19 protein-coding genes are annotated in these 26,324 nt (G+C 55.5%); 14 read left to right on the forward strand and 5 right to left on the reverse strand.

Annotated elements, in window-relative coordinates; translation table 11 throughout:
• Positions 1-10: 10 nt before the first annotated feature.
• The 6 genes from msbA (at position 11) to QMG90_RS08765 (ending at position 6,027) form a co-directional block, all read left to right on the forward strand.
• Positions 11-1,759 carry a lipid A ABC transporter ATP-binding protein/permease MsbA gene (gene msbA / locus QMG90_RS08740; protein WP_283283434.1) on the forward strand — a complete coding sequence of 583 codons (1,749 nt, stop codon included), beginning with the start codon at positions 11-13 and terminating at the stop codon, positions 1,757-1,759.
• Positions 1,756-2,739, forward strand: a complete 984-nt coding sequence (gene lpxK / locus QMG90_RS08745) for a tetraacyldisaccharide 4'-kinase (RefSeq protein ID WP_283283435.1) — start codon at positions 1,756-1,758, stop codon at positions 2,737-2,739. Before msbA ends, lpxK begins: the two co-directional genes overlap by 4 nt.
• Before the next feature lie 40 nt (positions 2,740-2,779).
• On the forward strand, positions 2,780-4,009 hold the full coding sequence (locus tag QMG90_RS08750; RefSeq protein WP_283283437.1) for a winged helix-turn-helix domain-containing protein: 1,230 nt from the start codon (positions 2,780-2,782) through the stop codon (positions 4,007-4,009).
• A 54-nt stretch (positions 4,010-4,063) separates the two neighbouring features.
• Positions 4,064-4,246 (forward strand): protein YcaR, encoded by a 183-nt coding sequence (gene ycaR / locus QMG90_RS08755; protein ID WP_283283438.1) that lies wholly within the window; start codon positions 4,064-4,066, stop codon positions 4,244-4,246.
• A complete protein-coding gene (gene kdsB, locus QMG90_RS08760; RefSeq protein ID WP_283283439.1) occupies positions 4,243-4,989 on the forward strand; it encodes a 3-deoxy-manno-octulosonate cytidylyltransferase in 747 nt (248 codons plus the stop codon). The genes ycaR and kdsB overlap by 4 nt, the downstream gene beginning before the upstream one ends.
• Positions 4,990-5,133: 144 nt before the next feature.
• Positions 5,134-6,027 (forward strand): YcbJ family phosphotransferase, encoded by an 894-nt coding sequence (locus QMG90_RS08765; RefSeq protein ID WP_283283440.1) that lies wholly within the window; start codon positions 5,134-5,136, stop codon positions 6,025-6,027.
• On the opposite strand, the gene elyC is transcribed toward QMG90_RS08765, so the two are convergent.
• On the reverse strand, positions 6,004-6,783 hold the full coding sequence (gene elyC, locus QMG90_RS08770; RefSeq protein WP_283283442.1) for an envelope biogenesis factor ElyC: 780 nt from the start codon (positions 6,781-6,783) through the stop codon (positions 6,004-6,006). The two genes, QMG90_RS08765 and elyC, sit on opposite strands and share 24 nt — an antisense overlap.
• A gap of 120 nt (positions 6,784-6,903) precedes the next feature.
• On the opposite strand from elyC, the gene cmoM reads away from it, so the two are divergent.
• From cmoM to QMG90_RS08805, 7 genes are all read left to right on the forward strand, one after another.
• Positions 6,904-7,698, forward strand: a complete 795-nt coding sequence (cmoM, locus tag QMG90_RS08775; protein ID WP_283283443.1) for a tRNA uridine 5-oxyacetic acid(34) methyltransferase CmoM — start codon at positions 6,904-6,906, stop codon at positions 7,696-7,698.
• Positions 7,691-9,013 carry a chromosome partition protein MukF gene (mukF, locus tag QMG90_RS08780; RefSeq protein WP_283283915.1) on the forward strand — a complete coding sequence of 441 codons (1,323 nt, stop codon included), beginning with the start codon at positions 7,691-7,693 and terminating at the stop codon, positions 9,011-9,013. Before cmoM ends, mukF begins: the two co-directional genes overlap by 8 nt.
• Positions 8,994-9,701 (forward strand): chromosome partition protein MukE, encoded by a 708-nt coding sequence (gene mukE / locus QMG90_RS08785; protein WP_038154673.1) that lies wholly within the window; start codon positions 8,994-8,996, stop codon positions 9,699-9,701. The genes mukF and mukE overlap by 20 nt, the downstream gene beginning before the upstream one ends.
• On the forward strand, positions 9,701-14,149 hold the full coding sequence (gene mukB / locus QMG90_RS08790) for a chromosome partition protein MukB (protein WP_283283444.1): 4,449 nt from the start codon (positions 9,701-9,703) through the stop codon (positions 14,147-14,149). The genes mukE and mukB overlap by 1 nt, the downstream gene beginning before the upstream one ends.
• A 181-nt stretch (positions 14,150-14,330) precedes the next feature.
• A complete protein-coding gene (ldtD, locus tag QMG90_RS08795; protein WP_283283445.1) occupies positions 14,331-16,130 on the forward strand; it encodes a L,D-transpeptidase in 1,800 nt (599 codons plus the stop codon).
• A gap of 178 nt (positions 16,131-16,308) precedes the next feature.
• Positions 16,309-16,860, forward strand: a complete 552-nt coding sequence (gene mepK / locus QMG90_RS08800) for a peptidoglycan L,D-endopeptidase MepK (protein WP_283283446.1) — start codon at positions 16,309-16,311, stop codon at positions 16,858-16,860.
• A gap of 15 nt (positions 16,861-16,875) precedes the next feature.
• Positions 16,876-17,523, forward strand: coding sequence for an MBL fold metallo-hydrolase (locus tag QMG90_RS08805; protein ID WP_283283447.1), 648 nt, complete (start codon positions 16,876-16,878; stop codon positions 17,521-17,523).
• Between the two features lie 47 nt (positions 17,524-17,570).
• On the opposite strand, the gene QMG90_RS08810 is transcribed toward QMG90_RS08805, so the two are convergent.
• The 4 genes from QMG90_RS08810 to pncB form a co-directional block, all read right to left on the reverse strand.
• Complete coding sequence (locus tag QMG90_RS08810; RefSeq protein WP_283283448.1) at positions 17,571-18,761, reverse strand: amino acid aminotransferase; 1,191 nt, start codon at positions 18,759-18,761, stop codon at positions 17,571-17,573.
• 184 nt (positions 18,762-18,945) lie between these two features.
• Positions 18,946-20,046 carry a porin gene (locus tag QMG90_RS08815; protein WP_283283449.1) on the reverse strand — a complete coding sequence of 367 codons (1,101 nt, stop codon included), beginning with the start codon at positions 20,044-20,046 and terminating at the stop codon, positions 18,946-18,948.
• 567 nt (positions 20,047-20,613) lie between these two features.
• On the reverse strand, positions 20,614-22,014 hold the full coding sequence (asnS, locus tag QMG90_RS08820) for an asparagine--tRNA ligase (protein WP_283283916.1): 1,401 nt from the start codon (positions 22,012-22,014) through the stop codon (positions 20,614-20,616).
• Positions 22,015-22,179: 165 nt separating this feature from the next.
• Complete coding sequence (gene pncB, locus QMG90_RS08825; protein WP_283283450.1) at positions 22,180-23,382, reverse strand: nicotinate phosphoribosyltransferase; 1,203 nt, start codon at positions 23,380-23,382, stop codon at positions 22,180-22,182.
• Positions 23,383-23,707: 325 nt separating this feature from the next.
• Here pncB and pepN point away from each other — a divergent pair, with 325 nt between their 5' ends.
• Positions 23,708-26,323, forward strand: a complete 2,616-nt coding sequence (pepN, locus tag QMG90_RS08830; protein ID WP_283283451.1) for an aminopeptidase N — start codon at positions 23,708-23,710, stop codon at positions 26,321-26,323.
• Position 26,324: the final 1 nt, after the last annotated feature.

Here is a 26,324-nt window from a genome sequence, read left to right on the forward strand (position 1 = left end):
GGTTTTTTGAATGCAGAACGACAAAGATCTCTCCACGTGGCAGACCTTCCGCCGACTCTGGCCAATGATTGCGCCATTTAAAGCAGGGCTGATCGTGGCGGGTGTTGCGTTAGTCCTCAACGCAGCCAGCGATACCTTCATGCTATCGCTTCTTAAACCGTTACTGGATGATGGTTTTGGTAAAACGGATCGCTCAGTGCTGCTGTGGATGCCACTGGTCGTGATCGGGCTGATGATCCTTCGTGGCATAACCAGCTATATCTCAAGCTACTGCATCTCATGGGTATCGGGAAAAGTGGTGATGACCATGCGTCGGCGACTTTTCAGCCACATGATGGGCATGCCAGTGTCGTTTTTCGACAAGCAATCCACCGGGACACTGCTGTCACGCATCACTTATGACTCTGAGCAGGTGGCGTCGTCGTCTTCCAGCGCGCTGATTACCGTCGTGCGCGAAGGCGCGTCGATCATCGGCCTGTTCGCGATGATGTTCTGGTACAGCTGGCAGTTGTCAGTGATCCTCATCGTGCTGGCGCCGATTGTGTCTATCGCCATTCGCGTCGTATCGAAGCGTTTTCGTAACATCAGCAAAAACATGCAGAATACGATGGGTCAGGTAACGACCAGCGCAGAACAGATGCTGAAAGGGCACAAAGAAGTGTTGATGTTTGGCGGCCAGGCTGTCGAAACCAAACGCTTCGATAAGGTCAGCAATAAAATGCGTCTGCAGGGGATGAAAATGGTCTCTGCATCCTCAATTTCCGACCCGATCATTCAGCTCATCGCCTCGCTGGCGCTGGCGTTCGTGCTGTATGCCGCGAGCTTCCCGAGCGTCATGGAAACCCTGACCGCCGGTACTATTACTGTCGTGTTCTCGTCGATGATTGCTCTGATGCGCCCGCTGAAGTCGCTGACTAACGTCAACGCACAGTTCCAGCGCGGGATGGCCGCCTGCCAGACGCTGTTTGCCATTCTCGACAGTGAGCAGGAAAAAGATGAAGGTACCCGTGTAATTGAGCGTGCTGAGGGGAATGTGGAGTTCCGCAATGTCTCCTTTACCTACCCGGGCCGTGAAACAGCTGCGCTGCGCGACATCAACCTGAACATTCCGCAAGGAAAAACCGTGGCTCTGGTCGGGCGTTCGGGGTCAGGGAAATCAACCATTGCCAGCCTTATCACCCGTTTTTACGATATTGATGAAGGCCAAATCCTGCTCGACGGACATGATCTGCGCGAATACAAACTGACCTCTCTGCGTGATCAGGTCGCGCTGGTTTCTCAGAATGTGCATCTGTTTAACGATACGGTCGCCAACAACATCGCCTACGCCCGTACTGAAGAGTACAGCCGTGAGCAGATCGAACAGGCCGCGCGCATGGCGTACGCCATGGACTTTATCAATAAGATGGAGAACGGTCTCGACACCATCATCGGTGAAAACGGCGTGATGCTCTCCGGTGGTCAGCGCCAACGTATCGCTATCGCCCGAGCATTGCTGCGTGACAGCCCGATCCTGATACTCGATGAAGCCACCTCCGCGCTGGATACCGAATCGGAACGCGCGATTCAGGCGGCGCTGGATGAACTGCAGAAAAACCGCACTTCACTGGTTATCGCGCACCGTCTCTCCACCATTGAACAGGCTGATGAAATCGTGGTGGTGGAAGACGGCCGCATCGTCGAGCGCGGCAGTCATGCCGATCTGCTGGCCCACCGTGGCGTTTACGCCCAACTGCATAAGATGCAATTCGGCGAATGATTTCACGCATCTGGTCCGGCGAATCTCCGCTCTGGCGGCTGCTGTTACCGCTCTCCTGGCTCTACGGCCTGGTGAGCGGGCTCATTCGTCTGAGCTATCGTCTGGGGCTGAAATCGTCCTGGCGTGCGCCGGTACCGGTGGCCATTGTCGGAAACCTGACTGCAGGCGGCAACGGTAAAACGCCGGTAGTCATCTGGCTGGTCGAGCAGCTCAGCCAGCGCGGCATTCGTGTTGGCGTGGTGTCGCGCGGTTATGGCGGCAAAGCGGCCCGCTATCCATTACTCCTTTCTGAAAACACCACCACCGCGGAAGCAGGCGATGAACCGGTGTTGATTTTCCAGCGCACCGGCGTGCCGGTAGCGGTTTCCCCGGTGCGACGTGATGCGGTCAGCGCACTACTGGAAAAGCACGATCTACAGCTCATCATCACCGACGACGGGTTACAGCACTACCGTCTGGCGCGTGATATGGAAATCGTGGTCATCGATGGCGTTCGCCGCTTCGGCAACGGCTGGTGGTTACCTGCGGGCCCAATGCGCGAACGCGCTTCACGACTGAAAACCGTTGATGCGGTGATCACCAACGGCGGCGTGGCCCGTGCTGGCGAAATCGCGATGCAACTGCGACCGGGGAATGCGATTAACCTGATGACCGGTGAGCAACGCGATCCTCGCGAACTGGCGCAGGTCGTCGCGATGGCGGGTATCGGCCATCCGCCACGCTTTTTTGCCACCCTCGAAAGCTGCGGTGTGCAACCGATCAAAACGGTGGCGCTGGCCGATCATCAGGCGCTTGTCGCCTCTGAAGTGGATGCGCTGCTGGAACCTGGGCAAACACTGATCATGACGGAAAAAGATGCCGTCAAATGCCGTGCATTTGCCAGAGAAAACTGGTGGTATCTGCCGGTCGACGCCTGTCTGGAGGACGACCGTGCCCAGCTATTGCTTCAGGCGCTGGTGGCGCTGACGCAACGACAGTAATATAGCCGCACATCGTCTGCGGCCCTGATGAGGGACTGCTATGCCCGAATTGCACCTTTCGCTGACCGCTGCACGACATCTGCACCTCGCCGCTCAGGGGATGCTCAAAAAACCCCGCCGCCGCGCTCAACCTGAGGACGTGCTGAAAACCATTGAACGCATGTCATTACTGCAAATCGACACTATCAATGTGGTGGCCCGCAGCCCTTATCTGGTGCTGTTCAGCCGCTTAGGTGATTACCCCCAGACCTGGCTTGATGATGCCCTGCGCCGCGGGGAACTTATGGAGTACTGGGCGCACGAAGCGTGCTTTCTTCCGCGCAGTGATTTCTCGCTGGTGCGCCATCGCATGCTGGCGCTGGACAACATGGGCTGGAAATACAACAAAGCGTGGATGGACGCGCATGCCAGCGAAATAGAAGCGTTGATTGCCCACATTGCCGATAACGGCCCGGTACGCTCGGCGGATTTTGAACATCCGCGCAAAGGTGAATCCGGCTGGTGGGAATGGAAACCGCATAAGCGCCATCTGGAAGGGCTATTTACCGCCGGAAAGGTAATGGTCATTGAACGGCGTAATTTTCAGCGCGTTTATGATTTAACGCACCGGGTGATGCCGCACTGGGACGATGAACGGGATCTGCTGGCGAGGCCCGAAGCCGAAGCGGTTATGCTGGAAAACAGCGCTCGTAGCCTGGGCATTTTTCGCCCGCAGTGGCTTGCGGATTACTACCGTCTGCGCCAGCCGTCGTTACCTGCGCTGCTGGGGCGCTGGCTGGAAGAGAAACGCATCGTGCCTGTTAACGTCGAAACTCTCGGCGAGATGTGGCTCGACAGCGAGTTGTTGCCGTATCTGGACGCGGCAGTGGACGGTAAGCTCACCGCAACCCACAGTGCGGTGCTGTCTCCGTTTGACCCGGTCGTCTGGGACAGAAAGCGTGCAGAACAGCTATTTGGTTTTACCTATCGGCTGGAGTGTTACACGCCCGCGCCAAAGCGTCAGTATGGCTATTTCGTTCTGCCGTTGCTGCATCAGGGCAAACTGGTAGGGCGCATGGACAGCAAAATGCACCGCAAAGAGGGCGTTCTGGAAATCTTTGCGTTATATCTGGAAGACGGCGTGCGCGTCAGCGCCTCGCTGGAGAAGGGGTTAACCCAGGCGATCAACGACTTTGCGCGCTGGCAAGGGGCAACCCGCGTCCGACTGGGGCATGTACCGTCGTCCCTGTTTGCGACGAAGGTCGAAGGTTGGGAAATTGACGCCGACTGATGCGTCGGTGTGGTATGCTGGCGGGATGATTTAGCCGGCCCATCTGGAGGAAGTATGGATCACCGTTTACTCGAAATTATCGCCTGTCCGGTTTGTACCGGAAAGCTCTATTACAGCCAGGACAAACAGGAACTGATTTGTAAAATCGACAATCTGGCGTTCCCGCTGCGCGAAGGTATTCCGGTATTACTGGAAAATGAAGCGCGTACCTTACCTGCGGAAGAGAGCCACCCATGAGTTTTGTTGTTATTATCCCCGCCCGCTATGCCTCCACACGTTTACCCGGGAAACCGTTACAGGATATCAACGGTAAGCCGATGATTGTGCATGTGCTGGAACGCGCGCGTGAATCGGGCGCTGAGCGGATTATCGTGGCGACCGATCATGCAGAGGTTGCCCGCGCCGTCGAAACGGCAGGCGGAGAAGTATGTATGACGCGTGCCGATCATCAGTCCGGCACCGAGCGTCTGGCCGAAGTGGTGGAGAAGTGTGGTTTCAGCGACGATACCGTAATCGTCAATGTGCAGGGCGATGAGCCAATGATCCCGGCGGTCATCATCCGTCAGGTGGCGGAGAATCTCGCCAGCAGCCACGCCGGTATGGCGACCCTGGCGGTGCCGATTCATGACGCGGAAGAAGCGTTCAACCCGAACGCTGTCAAAGTGGTGATGGATGCTAATGGCTATGCGCTCTATTTCTCCCGCGCCACTATTCCCTGGGATCGCGACCGTTTTGCAAAAAGCCGTGACGCTATCGGCGACACGCTGTTGCGCCATATCGGCATTTACGGCTATCGCGCCGGTTTTATTCGCCGCTATGTCAGCTGGACGCCGAGCCCGCTTGAACAAATAGAGATGCTGGAACAGTTGCGTGTGCTCTGGTATGGCGAAAAAATCCATGTTGCTGTGGCGAAACAGGTGCCAGGCACCGGCGTGGATACCCCAGAAGATCTCGAACGCGTACGTGCTGAACTGCGCTAATCTCTGTTGCCCCGAAAGCCGCGGGGCAACTGCTACCGCCTCGTTTTTCCTCACTTTTCTGCGTCACTTTTGATCTTACAAGGGTGACATATTCCCTTGCGGCGCTCATTATAAAAGCAGTAGTCAATGTGAGGGTAATCAGATATGGAACAACTGCGCGCCGAACTGAGCCATCTGCTGGGCGAAAGACTAAGCCGGGTAGAATGTGTTAGCGAAAAACCAGATTCGGCACTGTGGTCGCTCTATGATTCTCAGGGAAATCCTTTACCGCTGCTGGCACGAAGTTTCTCCACACCGGGTCTGGCGCGTCAGCTGGCGTATAAGGTGTCGATGCTGTCGCGTGGCGGCACGGTGCGTATGCCGGTGGTGTATGGTGTGCTGACGCACGAAGAGCACCCTGGTCCCGATGTTCTGCTGATTGAACGCCTGCGTGGCGTGTCGGTTGAGGCGCCTGCCCGAACTCCGGGACGCTGGGAACAATTGAAAGATCAGATCGTCGAGGCGCTGCTCTCCTGGCATCGCCATGACAGCGGCGGGCGTGTCGGCCAGGTCGACAGTACCCAGGAAAACATCTGGCCGCACTGGTATCGCCAGCGGGTTGAGGTGTTATGGGGAACGCTGAACCTGTATCAGAATACCGGTCTCACCATGCAGGATAAGCGCATTTTGTTTCGCACCCGGGAATGTCTGCCTGCGCTGTTCGACGGTTTTAACGACAATTGCGTACTGATCCACGGCAATTTTACGTTGCGCAGTATGCTCAAAGATGCCCGCAGCGATCAGCTGCTGGCGATGGTTGACCCGGGGATCATGCTGTGGGCGCCCCGGGAGTTTGAACTGTTCCGCCTTGCCGATAGCGAGCTGGCGGAAGGATTGCTGTGGCATTACCTCCAGCGCGCGCCAGTTGCCGAAGCGTTTATCTGGCGACGCTGGCTCTACATGCTGTGGGATGAAGTTTCACTGCTGGTCAACACCGGGCGGTTTAACCGCGCCAGTTTCGACCTGGCCGCAAAATCACTCCTCCCCTGGCTCTCCTGACACACCTTTCAGCCATTGCCATACACGGCCAAGCGTTTCATAACCCACGCGATCGCTGTGCATCAGCCAGAACGGCGACGGAATGGCTCGTTCCCATGGGTTCAGCGGTGAGGTAATTGCCAGTTGATTCGCCGGGGCAGGGAGTGGGTTAAGCCCGATGCGCTGGAAGAAGATCATTGCTCGCGGCAGATGCGAAGCGGAGGTCACCAGCAGGAAAGGGGCCGTGCCGACCGTCGCCTTAACGGCTGCGGCTTCTTCTTCGGTGTCTTTGGGTTGATCCAGCACGATCATTTCACTGCGCGGCACCCCGAGGCTTTCGGCGACGCGGGCACCGGCTTCCCCGGTGCTGACCGGGTTGGTTTGCGCGGCGGCACCGGTGAAAACCAGTTTCGCGCCGGGGTTGGCCTGCCACAAGCGGATGCCTTCCACCAGACGTGGAAGACTGTTGTTGATGAGGTTCGAACCCGGTGCCCAGTCCGGGTTCCAGGTATAGCCGCCGCCCAACACCACCACGTACTGCACGCGCTCGTTGCCGCGCCAGGTCGGGTATTTATCTTCAATGGGTTTGAGGAGTCCGTCGGCGACAGGCTGCAGGCTCAGTAACAGCAACGCGAGCCAGCCGACAGCGATGAAACACTTACCGGTTTTCTGAAAACGGCTGAAAACGATCAGCAACAGTCCGAAGCCAATGAACATAAGCAGCAGCGGCAGGGGTAACATCATGCCGCCGACGAACTTTTTCAGCGTAAAAAGCATGCGGAATGGGTCCTTTTTTAACCATTTGACAGGTGGAATGCCGTGATATTACACCAGATGGCTCCATTCTCGTCGCGTCTGTGACAAAATACGCCTTTTGCCTGGATCGCGGAGTGAGCCATGCGGGATCGCAATTTTGATGACATTGCAGAAAAATTCGCGCGCAACATTTACGGAACGACCAAAGGCCAGTTGCGTCAGGCGATCCTGTGGCAGGATCTTGACCGCCTTCTGGAATCTTTTGGCTCGAAACCGCTGCGCGTTCTGGATGCCGGTGGCGGAGAGGGCCAGACCGCGATTAAAATGGCGCAGCGTGGGCATCACGTCACCTTATGCGATATTTCTGGTGAGATGATTAGCCGGGCGACGCAAGTGGCAACGGAGAAAGGTGTGAGCGGCAACATGCATTTTGAACAATGCGCCGTTCAGGACATTACGCAGCATTTGGAAAGCCCGGTTGATCTGATATTGTTTCATGCTGTGCTGGAGTGGGTTGCTTCTCCGCAAGAGGTGTTACAGGCGCTGTGGTCGGTGTTGCGCCCCGGTGGGGCATTGTCGTTAATGTTCTACAATGCTAACGGCCTGTTGATGCATAACATGGTCGCCGGGAATTTTGATTACGTACAGGCAGGCATGCCGAAGAAGAAAAAGCGTACACTTTCGCCGGATTACCCGCGCGAACCACAACAGGTTTATGACTGGCTGGAAGAGACAGGCTGGCAGATTACCGGAAAAACCGGTGTGCGTGTGTTTCATGATTATCTGCGAGAGAAGCATCAGCAGCGTGATTGTTTCGATAGGTTGCTGGAGCTGGAAACGCGCTATTGCCGCCAGGAGCCTTATATCAGCCTGGGCCGCTATATTCATGTCACCGCGATGAAGCCGCTGGTAGATACAAGGAAAAATGATGAGTGAATTTTCCCAGACAGTCCCCGAACTGGTTGCCTGGGCCAGAAAAAATGATTTCGCCATTTCGCTGCCGGTCGACAGACTCTCGTTTTTGCTGGCCGTCGCCACGCTAAACGGCGAACGACTGGAAGGGGAGATGACGGAAGGCGAACTGGTCGATGCGTTTCGTCATGTCAGTGATGCGTTTGAGCAAACCAGTGAAACCATCAGCGTTCGCGCCAACAACGCGATCAACGACATGGTTCGACAACGTCTGCTGAACCGCTTTACCAGTGAGCTGACGGAAGGGAATGCGATTTATCGCCTGACACCGCTCGGCATCGGTATTACCGACTACTACATTCGCCAGCGTGAGTTTTCGACGCTGCGTCTGTCGATGCAGCTGTCTATTGTGGCGGGCGAGCTCAAGCGCGCCGCCGATGCCGCCGACGAAGGCGGTGACGAATTTCACTGGCATCGTAACGTTTATGCGCCGCTGAAATATTCCGTGGCGGAGATTTTCGACAGTATCGATCTCACCCAGCGGGTGATGGATGAACAGCAGCAGCAAGTGAAAGATGATATCGCCCAGTTGCTGAACAAAGACTGGCGGGCAGCGATCTCCAGCTGTGAAGTGTTGCTGTCTGAAACCTCCGGTACGCTGCGCGAACTGCAGGATACGCTGGATGCGGCGGGCGATAAGCTGCAGGCGAATCTGCTGCGCATTCAGGATGCCACCCTGGCCCATGACGATCTGCACTTTGTTGATCGGCTGGTGTTTGATCTGCAAAGCAAGCTTGACCGTATCGTCAGTTGGGGCCAGCAGGCGATCGACCTGTGGATCGGTTACGACCGCCATGTGCACAAGTTCATCCGTACCGCTATCGACATGGATAAAAACCGCGTGTTTGCCCAGCGTCTGCGCCAGTCGGTACAAAGCTACTTCGATGCGCCGTGGGCGTTAACCTACGCCAGCGCGGATCGTCTGCTGGATATGCGTGACGAAGAGATGGCGCTGCGCGACGAAGAGGTGACCGGGGAACTTCCGCCGGATTTAGAGTACGAAGAGTTCAATGAGATCCGCGAACAGCTTGCGGCGATGATCGAGCAACAACTAGTCATCTACAAAGATAAGTCGCTACCGCTGGATCTCGGTCTCGTGGTGCGCGAATACCTCGTGCAATATCCGCGTGCGCGTCATTTTGACGTGGCGCGAATTGTCGTTGACCAGGCCGTGCGCCTGGGTGTTGCACAAGCAGATTTCACCGGACTGCCGCCGAAGTGGCAGCCGATTAATGATTACGGAGCCAAGGTACAGGCGCATGTCATCGACAAATATTGAACAAGTGATGCCAGTTAAACTGGCGCAGGCGCTGGCCAACCCGTTATTTCCTGCCCTCGACAGTGCCCTGCGCGCGGGGCGTCATATTGGGCTTGATGAGCTGGATAATCACGCCTATCTGATGGACTTTCAGGAATATCTGGAAGAGTTTTATGCCCGCTACAATGTTGAGCTGATCCGCGCGCCGGAAGGGTTTTTCTACCTGCGTCCGCGCTCAACCACCATCATCCCGCGTTCAGTGCTTTCTGAACTGGACATGATGGTCGGCAAAATTCTCTGCTACCTGTACCTCAGCCCGGAACGTCTGGCGAACGAAGGCATTTTCACGCAGCAGGAGCTTTACGACGAACTGCTGACGCTGGCGGATGAACCCAAGCTGCTGAAGCTGGTTAACAACCGTTCGACAGGCTCCGATCTCGACCGGCAAAAACTGCAGGAAAAAGTGCGCTCGTCGCTGAACCGTCTGCGCCGTCTCGGCATGGTGTGGTTTATGGGGCATGACAGCAGCAAATTCCGCATTACCGAATCGGTCTTCCGCTTCGGCGCTGACGTTCGCTCAGGTGACGATCCGCGCGAAGCGCAACTGCGCATGATCCGCGACGGCGAGGCGATGTCGATTGAAAACCATCTGCAACTCAATGATGAGACGGAAGAAGATAATCAGCCGGATAGCGGGGAGGAAGAGTAATGATTGAACGTGGTAAGTTTCGTTCGCTAACGCTGATTAACTGGAACGGCTTTTTTGCCCGCACCTTCGATCTCGATGCGCTGGTCACTACGCTGTCAGGCGGTAACGGGGCCGGTAAATCCACCACCATGGCGGCGTTTGTCACGGCGTTGATCCCTGACTTAACGCTGTTGCACTTCCGTAACACCACGGAAGCCGGGGCGACCAGCGGTTCGCGTGATAAAGGCTTGCACGGTAAGCTGAGAGCGGGCGTCTGCTACTCGGTGCTGGATGTCATGAACTCCCGCCATCAGCGTGTGGTGGTTGGCGTGCGTCTGCAACAGATTGCCGGTCGCGACCGCAAAGTGGATATCAAACCGTTCGCCATTCAGGGGTTGCCGATGTCGGTGCAGCCGACGCAACTGCTGACTGAAACGCTTAACGAACGTCAGGCGCGCGTGCTCTCGCTTCAGGAGCTGAAAGACAAGCTCGACGCGATAGAAGGGGTACAGTTCAAGCAGTTTAACTCCATCACTGACTATCACTCGCTGATGTTTGATCTGGGCATCGTCGCGCGTCGTCTGCGCTCGGCGTCGGATCGTAGTAAATTCTACCGTCTGATTGAAGCCTCATTGTACGGCGGTATCTCCAGCGCCATCACCCGTTCACTGCGCGATTACCTGCTGCCGGAAAACAGCGGCGTACGTAAGGCCTTCCAGGACATGGAAGCCGCGCTGCGCGAGAATCGCATGACGCTGGAAGCCATCCGCGTTACCCAGTCTGACCGTGACCTGTTCAAGCACCTCATTTCCGAAGCGACTGACTATGTGGCCGCTGACTATATGCGTCACGCCAACGAACGCCGTATCCATCTCGATAAGGCGCTTGAATACCGCCGTGAACTGTTTACCTCCCGCCAGCAACTGGCGTCTGAGCAGTATAAACATGTCGACATGGCGCGTGAGTTGCAGGAACACAGCGGCGCAGAAGGCGATCTGGAAGCTGATTACCAGGCCGCCAGCGATCATCTGAACCTGGTGCAAACCGCGCTGCGTCAGCAGGAAAAAATTGAGCGCTACGAAGCTGACCTCGAAGAGCTGCAAATTCGTCTGGAAGAGCAGAACGAAGTGTTGGCCGAAGCGACCGAACAGCAGGAAGACAACGAAGCCCGCGCCGAAGCCGCCGAACTGGAAGTGGATGAGCTGAAAAGCCAGCTTGCCGATTACCAGCAGGCGCTGGACGTCCAGCAGACCCGCGCGATTCAGTACACCCAGGCGTTGCAGGCGCTGACCCGCGCCAAAGAGTTGTGCCATCTGCCGGACCTGACCCCGGACAGCGCTGACACGTGGCTGGAAACCTTCCAGGCGAAAGAGCAGGAAGCCACAGAAAAACTGCTGTCGCTCGATCAGAAAATGAGCGTGGCGCAAACCGCGCACAGCCAGTTTGAACAGGCTTACCAGCTGGTGACGGCGATTAACGGCCCGGTTGCCCGTGACGAAGCATGGAATGTGGCCCGTGACTTGCTACGCGACGGCGTTAACCAGCGCCATCTGGCGGAGCAGGCGAATGCCCTGCGTGGTCGCCTGAACGAGCTGGAGCAGCGTCTGCGCGAGCAGCAGGACGCCGAGCGTCTGCTGGCGGAATTCTGCAAGCGCCAGGGCAAACAGTACGATGCGGACGAACTGGAAACGCTGCATCAGGAACTGGAAGAGCGCATTGAATCGCTTTCCGAAAGCGTTTCAAACGCCAGTGAAAAACGCATGGAATTGCGTCAGGAGCTGGAACAGCTTCAGGGTCGCGTTCAGGCGCTGATGCAGCGTGCGCCGGTCTGGCTGCAGGCGCAAAGCAGCCTGGCGCAACTGTGTGAGCAGAGCGGCGAGCAGTTCGAATCCAGCCAGGATGTAACCGAATATCTGCAACAGTTGCTGGAGCGTGAACGTGAAGCGATTGTTGAACGTGATGAAGTCGGCGCGCGTAAGCGGGCGGTCGATGAAGAGATCGAACGTTTAAGCCAGCCGGGCGGCTCTGAAGATCAGCGTCTTAACGCGCTGGCCGAACGCTTTGGCGGCGTGCTGCTGTCGGAAATTTACGATGACGTCAGCCTCGACGATGCGCCGTACTTCTCGGCATTGTATGGCCCGTCGCGTCACGCCATCGTGGTGCCTGATCTGTCGCTGATCGCCGACCAGCTGGAAGGTCTTGAAGACTGCCCGGAAGATCTCTATCTGATCGAAGGCGACCCGCAGTCCTTTGATGACAGCGTGTTCAGCGTCGATGAACTGGAAAAAGCGGTGGTGGTGAAAATCGCTGATCGCCAGTGGCGTTATTCCCGCTTCCCGTCGGTGCCGCTGTTTGGCCGCGCCGCCCGCGAGAACCGCATCGAAGCTTTGCATTCCGAGCGTGAAGATCTCTCTGAGCGTTTCGCGACGCTCTCCTTTGACGTACAGAAAACGCAGCGTCTGCATCAGGCCTTCAGTCGCTTTATCGGCAGCCATCTGGCGGTGGCGTTTGACGACGATCCGGAAGCGGAAATTCGTAAGCTGAACAACCGTCGTGGTGAGCTGGAACGCGCACTCAGCACGCATGAAAGCGATAATCAGCAGAGCCGGGCACAATTCGAACAGGCGAAAGAGGGCGTGAGCCAACTGAACCGCCTGTTGCCGCGCCTGAACCTGCTGGCGGATGAAACGCTGGCTGACCGTGTCGGCGAGATTCAGGAGCGTCTGGATGAAGCGCAGGATGCCGTACGTTTTATTCAGCAGTTCGGTAATCAACTGGCAAAACTGGAGCCAATCGCGTCGGTGTTGCAGAGCGACCCGGAACAGTTTGAACAGCTGCGCGAAGATTATGCCAACTCGCAGCAGGTGCAGCGCGAAGCGCGTCAGCAGGCGTTCGCACTGACCGAAGTGGTGCAGCGTCGCGCTCACTTCAGTTACTCCGATTCCGCCGAGATGCTGAGCGGCAACAGCGATCTCAACGAAAAACTGCGCCAGCGTCTGGAACAGGCCGAAGCAGAACGTACCCGCGCCCGTGAGGCGATGCGTACCCACGCCGCGCAGCTCAGCCAGTACAGCCAGGTAATGGCGTCGCTGAAGAGTTCGTACGATACCAAAAAAGAGTTGCTGAACGATCTGCATCGCGAGCTTCAGGATATTGGCGTTCGTGCTGACAGCGGCGCAGAAGAGCGCGCCCGCCAGCGTCGTGATGAACTGCATACGCAGCTCAGCAACAACCGTGCGCGGCGTAATCAGCTGGAAAAAGCCCTGACCTTCTGCGAAGCAGAAATGGACAACCTGACCCGCAAGCTGCGGAGCCTGGAGCGTAACTATCTCGAAATGCGCGAACAGGTGGTGAGCGCGAAAGCGGGCTGGTGCGCGGTGATGCGTCTGGTGAAAGACAATAACGTCGAGCGCCGTCTGCACCGTCGCGAGCTGGCCTATCTCTCCGGCGATGAACTGCGCTCGATGTCGGATAAGGCGCTCGGTGCGTTGCGTCTGGCGGTGGCGGATAACGAACATCTGCGTGATGTGCTGCGCATGTCGGAAGATCCGAAACGGCCGGAGCGTAAAATCCAGTTCTTCGTTGCTGTTTATCAGCATCTGCGTGAACGTATTCGTCAGGATATTATCCGTACCGACGATCCGGTGGAAGCCATTGAACAAATGGAAATCGAACTGGGCCGTCTGACGGAAGAGCTGACGTCGCGTGAGCAGAAGCTGGCGATCAGCTCCCGCAGCGTGTCGAACATCATCCGCAAAACCATCCAGCGCGAGCAGAACCGTATCCGGATGCTCAACCAGGGGTTGCAGAATGTCTCCTTCGGCCAGGTCAACAGCGTGCGTCTCAATGTGAACGTGCGTGAAACCCATGCCACGTTGCTGGAGGTGCTGTCTGAACAGCACGAACAGCATCAGGATCTGTTTAACAGCACCCGTCTGACCTTCTCGGAAGCGCTGGCGAAACTGTATCAGCGCCTGAACCCGCAGATCGATATGGGGCAGCGTACGCCGCAGACCATCGGTGAAGAGCTGCTGGATTACCGCAGCTATCTCGAAATGGAAGTGGAGGTTAACCGTGGCTCCGACGGCTGGCTACGTGCAGAGTCCGGGGCGCTGTCGACCGGGGAGGCGATCGGTACCGGTATGTCCATCCTGGTGATGGTGGTGCAGAGCTGGGAAGATGAAGCGCGTCGTCTGCGCGGTAAGGATATTTCACCGTGCCGCCTGCTGTTCCTCGACGAAGCCGCGCGTCTGGATGCCCGCTCAATTGCTACGCTGTTCGAACTGTGCGAGCGTCTGGAAATGCAGTTGATCATCGCGGCGCCGGAGAACATCAGTCCGGAAAAAGGCACCACCTATAAACTGGTGCGTAAGGTCTTCCAGAACCACGAACACGTGCATGTCGTTGGTCTGCGCGGCTTTGCGGCACAGTTGCCGGAGACCCTGCCGGGAACGGCTGACGCTTCTTAGAAAGAGATTCTGAAAATGCAAGGGCGACACTCGTGTCGCCCTTTTTGTTATCGGGTTTGCCTGAAGAATATAGTATTATCTTTAAACTTCTTTACGTTTGGTCAGGCAAAAGAATTTTTGTCTTTATATACTGAGAGTAAGGCCCGTTTGAGAGGCCTGCAATGCCAACAGGGGGCAAGGGATGTTGCTAAAGAATGCCGTATGTCGTCGATTGTCAGCATTGAGTGTGTGTCTGGCTTTCGCATTTGCTCCACTGTTCAGCGTACAGGCTGATGAGCCTGAACTGGTGCCGACGGACAGCTCCGCCACAATGGGCGAAAACGCCACGGCACTGGTGCAACCGGCAACGGAATCTGACACGGTTGCGATGATGGCAGGGCTTAAACCGCTACCGGAAGGGGCGGCGGAAAAAGCGCGCAGTCAGATCACATCGTTGTTGCCCGCAGACTACAAACCGGTCTATATGAATGCGTTGACGGCGATGTATGCCGCGCGCGACATGAAACCGATGTGGGAAAATCGCGAGGCGGTGCAGGCCTTCCAGCAACAGCTCGCGGAAGTCGCCATTGCCGGGTTTCAACCGCAATTTACCACCTGGGTTGAATGGCTGACCGATCCCGCAATCAGCGGTGACGCGCGTGATATTGTGCTGTCAGACGCGATGATGGGCTACCTGCACTTCATCAGTAATATTCCTCTCCAGGGTAATCGCTGGCTATACAGTGCGAAGCCATACACGCTGGCGACACCGCCGCTGTCAGTCATCAATCAATGGCAGGTGGCGCTGGATAACGGCGCGCTGCCGCAATTCCTGGCTGAACTCGCCCCACAACACCCGCAATATGCTGCAATGCATCAGGCCCTGCTGGCGCTGGTGGCAGACTCGCGTCCGTGGCCGGAACTGACTTCCACCGCCAAACTGAGCCCCGGCCAGCGGAGCAAAGATGTTCCCGCGCTGCGTGAAATTCTGCGCCGCACCGGCATGTTAGAAACCACGCCGGATATCGCGTTGCCTGGCGATAACCCCGTGGTAAGCCCGTCAGCACAGTCGGAGAGCAAGGCCAAAAGCGAATCTCAGGTCTATGACCGGACGCTGGTCGATGCCGTGAAGCGCTTTCAGACCTGGCAGGGGCTGGGTGCTGATGGCGTCATTGGACAGGGCACGCGTAGCTGGCTGAACGTCACGTCGGCGCAGCGGGCAGGGGTGCTGGCGCTGAATATCCAGCGTTTGCGCTTGCTGCCGGGCAAACTTTCGACGGGCATTATGGTGAACATTCCGGCGTTCTCACTGGTGTATTACCAGAATGGCGATCAGGTGCTGGCGTCGCGCGTTATCGTCGGTCGCCCGGACCGCAAAACGCCGCTGATGAGCAGTGCGCTGAATAACGTAGTGGTGAACCCGCCGTGGAACGTGCCGCCGACTCTGGCGCGCAAAGATATTCTGCCGAAGGTGTGGAACGATCCGGGTTATCTGGAGCGCCACAACTATACCGTGCTGCGCGGCTGGAACAGCAAAGAGGCGATTGATCCGTGGATGGTGGACTGGTCGACGATCACACCATCGAATCTGCCGTTCCGTTTCCAGCAGGCGCCAGGTGCGAGCAACTCGCTCGGGCGCTATAAATTCAATATGCCGAGCTCTGACGCCATCTATCTTCACGACACGCCTAACCATAACCTGTTCCAGAAAGACGTGCGTGCGTTGAGCTCTGGCTGTGTACGCGTGAATAAAGCTTCTGAACTGGCAAATATGCTGCTGCAGGATGCGGGCTGGAACGACACGCGCATTTCAGATGCGCTGAAGCAGGGCGATACGCGCTACGTTAATATTCGCGAGAATATCCCGGTAAATCTCTACTACCTGACCGCCTTTGTCGGCACCGACGGGCGCACGCAATATCGTACAGATATTTACAATTATGACCTCACGGCGCGATCCGGCGCACAAATTCTGTCAAAAGCAGAACAATTAATCAGGTAAATGAAGCAATTCAGGCCATTTAGTTGTCGTATGAAACAGAGAAAGCGGCCCATAAAGTCAAAAAGGGCCGCTTTTCCTGGGATAGGGTGCCTTGACGGCGGTGGTATTGCCCGGTAAGGTTCCCTGAGTGCGCCAGAAGTGCATAAATAACGACCACTTACTTGTAGACCTGATTATCATGGACAAATTTGACGCTAATCGCCGCAAACTGCTGGCGTTAGGTGGCGTTGCTTTAGGCGCGGCTGCCATCTTACCTACGCCAGCATTTGCCACCCTCTCGACACCCAGACCGCGAATTTTGACGCTGAGTAACCTGAATACCGGCGAGTCTATCAAAGCGGAGTTTTTCGATGGCAGAGGCTATATTCAGGAAGAATTAGCAAAGCTAAATCATTTTTTCCGTGATTATCGCGCGAACAAAATGAGATCCATTGATCCTTCTCTCTTTGATCAGCTCTACCGCCTCCAGGGCCTGCTCGGCACCCGTAAACCTGTTCAGTTGATTTCGGGTTACCGCTCACTGGATACAAACAATGAAATGCGTGCCCACAGCCGGGGTGTAGCGAAACAGAGCTACCACACCAAAGGCCAGGCCATGGATTTCCATATCGAAGGCACCTCTTTGAGCAATATTCGCAAAGCTGCGTTATCTCTGCGCGCAGGTGGTGTAGGATATTACCCACGTAGCAACTTTGTGCATATTGATACCGGGCCTGTCCGGCACTGGTAATAAAGCAGGAGCATCATGAACTATCGAATTATTCCGGTTACGGCGTTCTCCCAGAACTGTTCATTGATCTGGTGTGAACAAACGAAACTGGCGGCGCTGGTCGATCCGGGTGGCGATGCAGAACGAATCAAACAGGAAGTGGCTGCGGCAGGGGTGAACCTGATGCAAATTCTGCTGACGCACGGGCATCTCGATCACGTTGGCGCCGCGGGAGAGCTGGCTCAGCATTACGGCATCCCGGTGATCGGCCCGGAAAAAGAAGATGAGTTCTGGCTTCAGGGCTTACCCGCTCAGAGCAAGATGTTCGGGCTGGGTGATTGCCCGGCGCTCACCCCTGATCGCTGGTTGAATGAAGGGGATACGGTCAGCGTTGGCAATATCTCGTTGCAGGTGCTGCATTGTCCGGGTCATACGCCGGGGCATGTTGTGTTCTTTGATGACGCCTCTCGCCTGCTAATTTCCGGCGATGTGATTTTCAAAGGCGGTGTTGGCCGCAGTGATTTCCCGCGTGGCGATCACAGCCAGCTCATCGACGCGATTAAACGCAAATTATTGCCGCTGGGCGATGACGTGACGTTTATTCCCGGGCACGGCCCACTGTCGACGCTCGGTGAGGAACGCCTGCACAACCCATTCCTGCAGGATGAAATGCCTGTCTGGTAAAAAACAAAAAGGCCGCGAAAGCGGCCTTTTTCATCATGCTGGTGTGCTTACAGCACAGCGACAATCGCTTCGCACAGTGGTGCCATGTTATCCGGTGTCATCCCGGCGACGTTAACACGCCCGGACGCTACCGCATACACCCCAAACTCTTCACGCAGACGCAGCACCTGCTCTTTGGTCAGGCCGCTGAAAGAGAACATGCCGTTCTGTTTAGTGATAAAGCTGAAGTCACGATCAGCGCCTTTTTCCTGCAGCGTATTCACGAACAGCAGGCGCATGCGCTGAATGCGCTGGCGCATATCCGTCAGTTCCTGTTCCCAGATGGCGCGCAGGGCGTCGTTGCTGAGAATGGTCGCCACCACGGAAGCGCCGTGGGCCGGCGGGTTGGAGTAGTTGGCACGGATCACTGATTTCATCTGGCTGAAGGTGCGATCAGCGGTTTCGCTGTCGGCGGCGACAATCGTACAGGCGCCAACGCGCTCGTTGTACAGGCCAAAGTTTTTCGAGAAGGAACTGGCAACAATCAGCTCTTTATGCAGCGCAGCGAACGCGCGCAGGCCTTCAGCGTCCTCTTCCAGACCACGGGCAAAGCCCTGATACGCGAAGTCGAACAGCGGCAGCCAGCCTTTTTCTACGGACAGGTTTGCCAGCTGTTGCCATTGTTCCAGCGTCGGATCGATACCGGTTGGGTTATGGCAGCAGCCGTGGAACAGCACAATGTCGCCCGCCTGGGCTTCGCTCAGACTGGAGAGCAGGCCGTCGAAATCGAGCGCATGGTTTGCCGCATCGTAGTAAGCGTATTCACGCACTTCCAGACCGGCGGCATTAAACACGCCTTTATGGTTTGGCCAGCTCGGATTACTCACCCACACGCGTCTGGCGCTGGTGTTTTTTGCAATGAAATCTGCAGCAATGCGCAGCGCACCGGTACCGCCCGGCGTCTGTGCTGTACGCGCACGTTTGTTGTTAATCAGCGCACTGCCTTTGCCGAACAGCAACTCCTGGGTGCAGCGCCCGAATTCCGGAATACCGTCGATGCCGAGGTAATTTTTGGTGGTTTCATTTTCCAGCAGGTACTGTTCTGCTTTTTTTACGCTGGTAAGAACCGGGGTTTTTCCTGTTTCATCTTTATACACACCGATCCCAAGGTTAATTTTAGTTGGGCGGTCATCGGCACGAAACAAATCGGCCAGCCCCAGAATAGGGTCGGCAGGCGCAGCGGTAATGTTCTCAAACATGACGAGGTTCCATTGTGGTTACAGAAGGAAATTCCGATATCAGGTTAACGGGAGATTTCTAAATTGCCAACCGTTTGCGACGAAAAGCGAGCGACATCGCAAAACTCGCCATTTTTTACTGCCGGACACAAAAAAACAGGGCCGAAGCCCTGTTTTTTAAGCATATAACAAAGTGGCGTACTGATTAGAACTGGTATGCAACACCCAGGACAACCTGGTCGTCTACACCAACCAGCGCGGTGTCAGCATCTTCTTTGTCCAGCAGGTTGATACGGTAGTCAGCATACACGTTGAAGTTCTTGTTGAAGTAGTAGTAAGAACCCACGGTGATGTATTTAGCCAGGTCGCGGTCGTAGTAAGAACCGTCTGCAGCAACCAGGTCTTTACCTTTAGTCTGTACGTAAGATACGGACGGACGCAGACCGAAGTCGAACTGGTACTGAGCTACAACTTCAACGTTCTGAGTTTTGTTAGCGATATCGTAAGCGTCTGCGCCAGTCGCAGTCTGGTTACGGGTTTCAGAGTAGATCGCTGCCAGGTAGATGTTGTTCGCATCGTATTTGGTACCGAATGCCCATGCTTCAGCTTTGTCGCCACGACCGTCAGCTTTCTGGCTCTTAGCCGGATCACTATTAACGGTACGGTTAGCATTGCTGTACGCAGCAATCACACCAAAGCCTTCGCCGAAGTCATAGCCCAGAGAGTAGCCTACACCGTCGCCGTTTGACTGTTTCAGGCTATCACGCTCATTTTTACCCTGATACTGAATACCGAAGTTCAGACCATCAACCAGACCGAAGAAATCGCTGTTACGATAGGTCAGCAGGCCAGTAGAACGGTTGTTCATGTAGTTGTCAGTGTTGCCTGCCCAGGTTTCGCCAGAGAAGGACGGCGCCACGTCGGTCAGCGCTTCTACATCGTACACGATGCCGTAGTTACGACCGTAGTCGATAGAACCGAAGTCAGCAATTTTCAGACCAGCGAAAGCCAGACGAGTTTTGTTAACCTGGGAACCTTCAGCTTCGTTAGCCAGCATACGATATTCGAACTGGCCGTAACCGGTCAGTTGATCGTTGATCTGGGTTTCGCCTTTAACACCGATCTGAGCGTAAGACTGGTCACCGTTAGTGGTGTTGTCACCAGAGGTAACAAAGCCGTGCTCACCTACTACTTTGCCGTACAGATCCAGCTTGTTGGCATTTTTGTTATAGATTTCTGCTGCGTTGGACGCACCAGCTACTAACAAGGCAGGGATAACCACTGCCAGGATATTGCGCTTCATCATTATTTATTACCCTCATTAGGTTTTTTTTATTAACACTCGCCACTGCCGCCAATAAATTCCGTCAATGAAAATTTACGGAACTATTGATGAGAGTTTGGTGTCTTTGTGTATCTAGGACGAATATTTCCATTCATGACAACGTTTCGCTAGCCTGAAAGTGCTACAAATCTCCTAAATAAGTTACAAAAAGAAATAATGTGTAAGAATTTGTGTAATTCAGGGAACTTTGTGAACCATCTCAAAGTTCCTGGAAGTGTGTTGTAAAATTCTCCTGGTCTTTATCTATCTATCTGAAAAACTTATATTAAAATCAGAAAACGCTTTTAATAGTGCGAAAAAGATACGAATCCTGATTTTTATTTTTTCTGCAAACAGCCATCCATACCGCTTTGGGTTTGGTTAAAATTTGTGCTAAGGGATGCGTATAGTCTGATCGGCAAGTAAGAACATGGTTATTTTTTGTTCGCAAATGTTACGCGACAGAGCAGGAGAGGTTAAGGACAGGAAAGCGGTAGGAACAGAGGTATAAAAAAGCCAGCATTGCTGCTGGCTTTCAGTTTTGTGAACTTAGAAGTTCGCGTTACGTGGCGTACGCGGGAACGGGATAACGTCACGGACGTTCTGCACACCGGTTACATAGGCAATGAGACGCTCAAAGCCCAGGCCGAAACCAGAATGCGGAACCGTGCCATAACGGCGCAGATCGCGGTACCACCAGTAGTCTTCTTTATTGAGGCCCATCTCGGCCATACGCGCATCCAGCACATCAAGACGCTCTTCACGCTGCGAACCACCGATGATTTCACCGATGCCCGGCGCCAGCACGTCCATCGCGGCAACCGTTTTGTTGTCGTCGTTCAGGCGCATATAGAATGCTTTGATCTCTTTCGGGTAGTTTTTCACCACCACCGGCGCTTTAAAGTGCTGCTCAGCCAGATAGCGCTCATGCTCAGACGACAGGTCCACACCCCAGTAAACCGGGTTTTCGAATGTCTGACCGCAGTTTTCCAGGATGGTGACCGCGTCGGTGTAATCCACCTGAGCAAAATCCGCAGAGACAAAACGCTCCAGACGCGCGATGGCGTCTTTATCAACGCGCTCGGCGAAGAACTGCATATCGTCCATGCGCTCTTCCAGCACCGCTTTGAAGACATATTTCAGCATGGCTTCCGCCAGGCGGGCGTTGTCTTCCAGATCAGCAAACGCCACTTCCGGCTCCAGCATCCAGAACTCGGCAAGGTGGCGGCTGGTGTTGGAATTTTCCGCACGGAAGGTCGGGCCAAAGGTGTACACCTTCGACAGTGCGCAGGCATAGGTTTCGCCGTTCAACTGGCCGGAAACGGTCAGGAAGGATTCTTTGCCAAAGAAGTCTTTGTCGTAATCCACTTTGCCCTGATCGTTGCGCGGCAGGTTTTCCAGATCCAGCGTGGAAACGCGGAACATCTCGCCAGCGCCTTCGGTATCAGAGGCGGTGATAAGCGGCGTAGACACCCAGAAGAAACCCTGCTCATCAAAGAAGCGATGCAGCGCCTGCGCCAGCGTATGGCGTACGCGCGCAACCGCGCCAATCAGGTTAGTGCGCGGACGCAGGTGCGCGACTTCACGCAGGTACTCGATGCTGTGGCGTTTCGCCGCCATCGGGTAAGTATCCGGCTCGTCCACCCAGCCGGTGACCTCAATCTGGCTCGCCTGAATTTCGAAATTCTGGCCCTGGCCCTGAGACGCCACTACCTTGCCGGTAACAATCACCGAGCAACCGGTCGTCAGACGCAGCACTTCCTGATTGTAATTGGGCAGAGAATTATTGACGACGGCCTGTACAGGATCAAAGCAGGAACCGTCATAGACGGCGACGAAGGAGAAACCAGCTTTTGAATCTCGGCGGGTACGCACCCATCCGCGCACGGTGACTTCGCTGTCAACGGCTACGCGGCCCTGGAGTACGTCGGCAACAGGCACAACGCTCATAATAATCTCTCTGTAGTAGTCCAATAAAAAAGTCATAACTCCCTCAAAAGGGAGTTATCTATGTTACCTGTCATCCGCCATCAGACAAGCAGATTTCGCAGCTCAACAGAGAGAAAATGATAAATAAATAAAGAAGAAGGGAGCCTGCGGGCTCCCGTTTCACCTTTAACTGGCTTTCTTCACCTGTGGCAGGTCGAAGGCTTCACGCAGCGCGCGAACAAACGCCTTGTCGTGGCAAATGGTTTTGCCCGGGCTGTCGGAGAGTTTCGCCACCGGCTTGCCGTTACATTCCACCAGCTTAATGACGATATTCAGCGGTTTCACCTGGGGGATATCGCAGGTTAACCGTGTACCGATACCGAAGCTCAGATTCACCCGCGAGGAGAAGTGGCGGTATAAATCGACGGCTTTGGCTAAATCGAGATTGTCGGAGAAAACCAGCACCTTGCTGAGTGGGTCGATACCGAGTTTCTGGTAATGGGCGATGGCTTTTTCTCCCCATTCCACCGGGTCGCCGGAGTCATGGCGCAGGCCCTGGTAGCGAGTGGCGAATTCCGGCCCGAAATCGCGCAGAAAGGCATCCATAGTAATGCAGTCGGTGAGGGCGATCCCCAGTTGATCCGGATATTCATCAAGCCAGGCCGCGAGCGCGGCCCGCTGGCTGGTGGCCAGGTCAGGGCTGATTTGCTGGTGCGCCTGGAACCATTCGTGGGCCTGGGTGCCCATTGGCGTCAGGGAGAGGCGGCGGGCGAGGTCGTAGTTGCTGGTGCCGATAAACCACGGCTCCTGTTGCAGTCGCTGCACGATAGCCTGCTGGACGTCGCGGGAGAAGCGGCGGCGAGTGCCGAAATCCATCAGGCGAAACGCGGACATATCAAGATCCGCCGTCATGTGCGCAAAATCGACAAGTTTATGCTCAAGCGTTTCCAGCGCCTGGGAGACGCCCATTTCCGCAGAGCGGTAGCGATGCACCAGCTCGCTTATCACCGCCAGCAGCGGCACTTCCCACATGATCACTTCGCGCCATGGGCCGGACAGACGGATATTCAGCTTGCCGTTGTCGTTGCTGACGGTCACCTGCTGCGGGTCATAGCGGAAATCGCGCAGCCAGTCGAGATAATCCTGTTTAAAGAACGGCAGGCCAGAGAGCCAGTGGTACTCGTCATCCTGCAATTTAAGCGTACGCATTGCGTCAACCTGCTCACGAATCGCATCGGCATAGATGCCCAGCAGGTCGTCACCACGGCAGCGGAATTCAGCCGCCACATGCACATCATAGTAGTGGTGAAAAACAGCCTGCTGCATGTGCAGTTTGTAGGCATCTGTATCAAGCAGCGTGTGCAAAACAGGAGAAGCAAATTGTGTCATGGCGCGCAGTAGCATCCTCTCACGGGAGCGTTTCCATCAAAATCAGACAGATAAAAAACGCAGGAGTATAGCTTGTTAACCTGGCTATGTCCTGCAATGAACGCGGCATCGTCTGCGGCGGTCATGTCGGGAACATAGTTTAATATATTGAACACGGATCACACCACAAGGAGATGCTCTGGTCGAGAGCATTTCGTGCCTCAATGTTATGTGAATGTAGCAATTCGCGTGTCTGGCCCTGAAAAGATGAACATTCTGCGTAGCGAGATTGTCACAACAGGAATAGACTGGAGTCGATACTTTACAAAGATGCTAAAGGTTTTTTATGACACAACAGCCCCAAGCCAAATACCGCCACGACTACCGTGCGCCGGATTACCAGATTAGCGATATTGACTTGACCTTTGACCTGGATGCCGCCAGAACCGTGGTGACGGCTGAAAGCCAGGTATCCCGGCATGCTGCGTCTTCTGATGTGCCTCTGCGTCTTGATGGCGAAGATTTAACGCTGGTGTCCATTCATGTGAACGACCAGCCGTGGACCGATTATAAAGAAGAGAATAACCAACTGGTGATTTCCGCTTTGCCGGAGCGCTTTACGCTGCGCATCGTCAATGAAATCAGTCCGTCCGCCAATACCGCGCTGGAAGGGTTGTATCAGTCCGGCGAAGCGCTCTGCACGCAGTGTGAAGCGGAAGGTTTTCGTCATATTACCTGGTATCTTGACCGCCCTGATGTGCTGGCGCGGTTCACGACCAAAGTTATCGCCGATAAAAACAAATATCCGTTCCTGCTCTCCAACGGCAACCGCATTGCGCAGGGCGAGCTGGAAAACGGCCGTCACTGGGTGCAATGGCAGGATCCGTTCCCGAAACCGTGCTATCTGTTTGCATTAGTGGCCGGGGATTTCGACGTGCTGCGCGACACCTTCACCACCCGTTCAGGGCGTGAAGTGGCGCTGGAACTGTATGTTGACCGCGGCAATCTCGATCGCGCGCCGTGGGCGATGACTTCCCTGCAAAACTCCATGAAGTGGGACGAAGAGCGTTTCGGTCTTGAATACGATCTCGACATCTATATGATTGTCGCCGTCGATTTCTTCAATATGGGGGCGATGGAAAATAAAGGGCTGAACATCTTTAACTCCAAATACGTGCTGGCCCGCACCGATACCGCCACTGACAAAGATTATCTCGATATTGAACGCGTTATCGGTCACGAATATTTCCATAACTGGACCGGTAACCGCGTCACTTGCCGCGACTGGTTCCAGCTCAGCCTGAAAGAAGGCCTGACTGTGTTCCGCGATCAGGAGTTCAGCTCTGATCTCGGCTCCCGCGCGGTCAATCGCATCAATAACGTGCGCACCATGCGCGGGATGCAATTCGCCGAAGACGCCAGCCCGATGGCGCACCCGATTCGCCCGGACATGGTCATCGAGATGAACAACTTCTATACCCTGACGGTGTACGAAAAGGGCGCAGAAGTGATCCGCATGATGCATACCCTGCTCGGCGAAACGAATTTCCAGAAGGGCATGCAGCTCTATTTTGAGCGCCATGATGGCAGCGCCGCGACCTGTGATGATTTCGTGCAGGCGATGGAAGACGCATCAAACGTTGATCTCTCCCATTTCCGTCGCTGGTACAGCCAGTCCGGTACGCCGGTGGTGACCGTGCATGATGACTACAACCCGGAAACGGAGCAGTACACGCTGACCATCAAACAGCGTACGCCCGCCACGCCGGATCAACCGGAAAAGCAGCCGCTGCATATTCCGTTTGATATCGAACTGTATGATAACGAAGGTAAAGCGATCCCGCTGCAGAAGGGCGGTCATCCGGTGCATCACGTGCTGAACGTCACCCAGGCGGAACAGACTTTTGTGTTTGATAACGTCTATTTCCAGCCGGTGCCATCGCTGCTGCGCGAGTTCTCCGCGCCGGTGAAACTGGAATATAAATGGAGCGATCAACAACTGACGTTCCTGATGCGTCACGCGCGTAATGATTTCTCTCGCTGGGATGCGGCGCAAAGCCTGCTGGCGACCTACATCAGGCTGAACGTGGCCCGCCACCAGCAGGGGCAGCCGCTGTCGCTGCCGGTGCATGTCGCCGACGCTTTCCGCGCCATTCTGCTTGACGAGAAGATCGATCCCGCGCTGGCGGCGGAAATCCTCACTCTGCCATCAGTTAGTGAAATCGCCGAACTGTTCGATATTATCGATCCGATTGCCATCGCCACCGTGCGCGAAGCGCTGACGCGAACGCTGGCTAACGAACTGGCTGACGAATTCTTCGCGGTTTACAACGCTAACGCCCTCGACGGCTATCGTGTGGAACATGCCGACATCGGCAAGCGTTCACTGCGCAATACCTGCCTGCGTTATCTGGCGTTTGGCGAAACGGAACTGGCCGACAGACTGGTGCGCGAACAGTATCAGCATGCCGACAATATGACCGATGCGCTGGCCGCGCTGGCGTCAGCGGTTGCCGCGCAACTGCCGTGCCGCGATGCGCTGATGCAGGAGTACGACGACAAGTGGCATCAGGATGGTCTGGTGATGGACAAATGGTTCATTCTGCAGGCCACCAGCCCGGCCAGCAACGTGCTGGAAACTGTGCGCAGCCTGCTGAAACACCGTTCGTTCAGCCTCAGCAACCCGAACCGTATTCGTTCGCTGATTGGCGCTTTTGCGGGCAGCAACCCGGCGGCGTTCCATGCGGAAGATGGCAGCGGCTATCAGTTCCTCGTGGAAATGCTGACCGATCTCAACAGCCGCAACCCGCAGGTGGCGTCGCGCCTGATTGAGCCGTTGATTCGCCTGAAACGTTACGATGCAAAACGTCAGGAGAAGATGCGTGCGGCGCTGGAACAGCTGAAAGGGCTGGAAAATCTCTCCGGCGATCTGTTCGAGAAGATCACTAAAGCGCTGGCCTGAT

The sequence above is a fragment of the Trabulsiella odontotermitis genome (assembly GCF_030053895.1).
In the GTDB taxonomy this organism is placed as follows: domain Bacteria; phylum Pseudomonadota; class Gammaproteobacteria; order Enterobacterales; family Enterobacteriaceae; genus Trabulsiella; species Trabulsiella odontotermitis_C.